The organism is Gemmatimonadota bacterium (assembly GCA_026706345.1).
In the GTDB taxonomy this organism is placed as follows: Bacteria; JAAXHH01; JAAXHH01; order JAAXHH01; family JAAXHH01; genus JAAXHH01.
Map to the genome: position 1 here is coordinate 1 of JAPOYX010000125.1, position 3,372 is coordinate 3,372.

At 61.0% G+C, this 3,372-nt stretch carries 3 protein-coding genes; 1 reads left to right on the forward strand and 2 read right to left on the reverse strand.

All coding sequences use genetic code 11. The features are described from left to right. The coding region (locus OXG98_08200; protein MCY3771986.1) for a hypothetical protein at positions 1-329 on the reverse strand (329 nt) is incomplete at its 3' end. Between OXG98_08200 and OXG98_08205 the strand changes: the two genes are divergently transcribed. Continuing rightward, entirely contained in the window at positions 321-1,406 is a 1,086-nt protein-coding gene (locus tag OXG98_08205) for a hypothetical protein (protein MCY3771987.1), read from the forward strand. The two genes, OXG98_08200 and OXG98_08205, sit on opposite strands and share 9 nt — an antisense overlap. A 312-nt stretch (positions 1,407-1,718) precedes the next feature. Here OXG98_08205 and OXG98_08210 read toward each other — a convergent pair whose 3' ends face one another. After that, positions 1,719-3,293, reverse strand: coding sequence for a beta-ketoacyl synthase N-terminal-like domain-containing protein (locus tag OXG98_08210; protein ID MCY3771988.1), 1,575 nt, complete (start codon positions 3,291-3,293; stop codon positions 1,719-1,721). Positions 3,294-3,372 lie beyond the last annotated feature (79 nt).

Sequence of the window (3,372 nt, forward strand, 5' to 3'; positions counted from 1 at the left end):
TTGCTGTATTGGCCTTCGGCTTGTCCCTGATGGGATGCGAAGGTAAGACCGGCCCCGCAGGTCCGTCGGGCCAGACGGGTGCTGTAGGCCCGCAGGGTCCGCAGGGCCCGGCAGGTACGCCCGGTGCGAAGGGTGACAAAGGTGAAACTGGCCCGGCTGGTGCTGATGGTGCCCCGGGTGAGACTGGTCCGGCAGGCCCAGCTGGTGCTGATGGCGCCGAGGGTCCGCAGGGTGAGACTGGTCCGGCAGGCCCAGCTGGCCCCGAAGGCCCGCAAGGTCCGGCAGGAATCCCGGACACCGGTGGCATCGATCCCATCCAGTTGGCTCAAGCACACCACATCGCGATCGCGATAGGTGAAGCGGATAAAGCAGATGCGACGATTGGCCTCTCGACCGTTATGAGGGTCAGTGAAGAGGTTATGATTGTAGCCGTTGCAGGTGCGCAGAGCGGGAAGGCCCTTCCTAGTATCCCAGTTACACTGGGCATTTCCAAGAATGATGACGAAGCCATCACCCTGGAAGACGGCGTGATCACCGCCGCCGGGGTCGGTTCGGCCGAAGTCATGGCTGAGTCGGAGTTGGCCGGCATCGCCGGTAAACTCACAGTCACAGTTACCAAACCTATCGATGCGATCGTTTTTATGGTTGGTGACAGTGATGGGCCAAGTGAACTCAACTTGGCGGCAGGCGAGACGTATGGTAGTGAAATAACTGCCGTAGCCCATGATGAGGATGGCGAAGCAGTTGAGCCGCGTTCTAACTGGTCCTGGGATAGCACCGACAAGTCCGTTGCCACTGTGACCGTGTCAAAAGACCCTGAGAACGATAAGAAGGTGAAGGTTATCGGTCAGTATGCAATGATCACCGGAAAGGGCTCTGGCAGCGCCGAAATTATGGCGACGGCCGAAGGCGAGAGCGGCAGTATCAGCGTGACAGTCACAGGCCAGAGAATCACGAGAGAAATCGATCCCAGTTCCTCGAACAATGGCAACAATTTTGTTTGGGATAGAGGGAAAACTGGTGGGGCTGGTTTTACCACGCCTGACATTGCATCTGGCGACGCCACTACCGAATTTGAAGTCAATCTCCGTGATTTGGTTTCCAGCGACCTGCTTGAGGTTTGGAATTTGGGAGTTACTCCTGCGGCGCCTGTTGCAGGGACTGCTGCTGATCCCAATGCCTCTCCAGCAACGGCACAAGTAGATCCAGCGGTAGGTGCGGCAGGTGCTAATAATGGAGCAGCTACTGTGGCAACTGGTGGTAGTGTCACCGTGACGGTTACGGCGAGCCAAGTCCCTGAGGGCATCACAGAGGGCACGTACGAGACTTTCGTTTCACTGACGGCTACAGGAGCCAGAGAGGCGCGTTTGAGATTTACCATCACAGTCATAAACGCGCCTGAATAACATCGGGATAATCCGGGTCCCGTAGACAGGGCGCTGACAGAGTCCTGCGGCGAGGCGGGTGTGTCCACAAACGCATCCGTCAACCCTAGTTTCGAAATGACCCCCGGAACTATCCCGACAGGGCATATACAGCATCCCGCCCTGCATTATTATCGGTCATCTCGTTACAACTTCCCGTTCGCCCCAAGTAGGAGCCACGGCCACTGAAAAGGGCGAGCGGTCCCGAAAAAAGGAAAGGCCCCGTTGCTGGTACGGGGCTTTTCTGCGTTCAAAGATCTAAGGGAAGGATATCTAGTGAGTCAATTCCTGCCGTCAGTCCTCCCGAAGCGGCCGGGAAATGACGCAGGCGTTGATGCCTCCTATCCCCATGGACAGCTTGCCGGCGATGCCCTCTGGGAGCGGACAGGACGTATCGTAGACGAACCGGGTGTGCAAGCTGCCGATTTCCGGATTCACCTCGTCGCGGGAGAGCGGCGTGGGATATAGCGCGCCCCGTTCGTAGCCGAGGTATTGCGCCGTCAGTTCCCACCCTCCTCCGGCGCTCATGCCATGGCCGAAGGTGCCCTTCCGCGCTGTGACGGTCACGGAGCCGGGCACCATTTCGAGCAGGTTTTCCATTTCCAGGAAATCTCCGGGCGTCGCCGTGGCGTGCAGGTCCCACGAGGCGATGTCTTCGGGGGAAATGCAGGCGTCCGCTATGGCCTGGTGGACCGCCATCTGCGGACCATCCTTCGATGGGGTGATGATATGGTCGGCGTCGGAGCTGACGCCTACGGCCAGGGGTTCCATCCCGACCGGGCTGAACCCCTTCTCCTCCATGTATTCGTAGTCCCCGATGATCCACAGCACGGATCCGCCCGAGACGTGGGTGCCGCGCAGCCCGGTCAGGGGCTTGGACACGGCGCCGTCCGCGGCGGAGACGCGGGCACGGTAGAAGGCGCCCACCAGCAGGGCCGTGGGCGGCGGATCCGTGGCGCCGACGACGACAGCCTTCGCCTCGCCGCGCCGGATGGCATCCATGCCGAGCTTGAGGCACACGCCGAAGGTGGAGCAGGCGGCCACGGGCGCGAGCGACAGCCCGTTGATCTGCCCCATCATGGTGACCTGCGACGCAGGCGTGTTGTGTATATTCCAGATCAGATCGGCGGAGACGCATTCCCACGGCGGTTCGGGCGCACCCCAATCATCCTGCAACTGCTGCTTGCGGCGCTGCTTCTCACGGATGAGCTTCAGCTTGCCCGACTCGACGGTTCCCTCGACGTTCATGCCCTCGATCCCGGCGAGGGTCTGCAGGTATGACTTCAGTTCTTCAGACTGGGACGTCCAGTAGGCATTCCAGGCTTCTTCGGCCTGGTCTCGCGTCGCGGAAGGCGCGGTTTCCGGATGGGGCGGCATGGCTTCGTCCACGCCTTCGTCGTCATGCCGGGTAAGGTATGCGCGAAGCCGGGCGTTCCGTTCGGCCGAACCCCAGAACCGGTCCCATGCGCGCTGGGCCCGGTATAGCTCCATGCTGATCCGGCTGATCGTCGGGATATTGCCCACGCCGGTGCCGATGTACACGTGGGCGGCCGTTCCCAGCGCCTGGAGTTCCCGTTCCAGGCCCGGATTCTGCTCCAGCGCCTGGATGAAGGCCCCGACGGCATGCAGCGTGGTGGGGTCCATCTTGTCGACCAGGCGGGTGTACCGGTTCGACGGGAACCGGGCGTCGATCCATTCCCGGTAGTCCCGGAAGTCGAAATCGGGTTCCCCGACCAGGAAGTTGTTGGGGCCGAACCCTTCGAACGGAGCGAGCCAGCTTTCCGACTGCTCCAGGTTGCGGGCAAAGGCCTCCATGTTGGGCGAACGGGGCGCCACGATGCCCCAGCCGAATATGCCGATTCTGCGCAAATCGAGCCTCGCTGTACCTGACTAATTCTCCGAGAATTCCACGTCTCAACAACCCCGTCAATATACGCCACACGCAGGG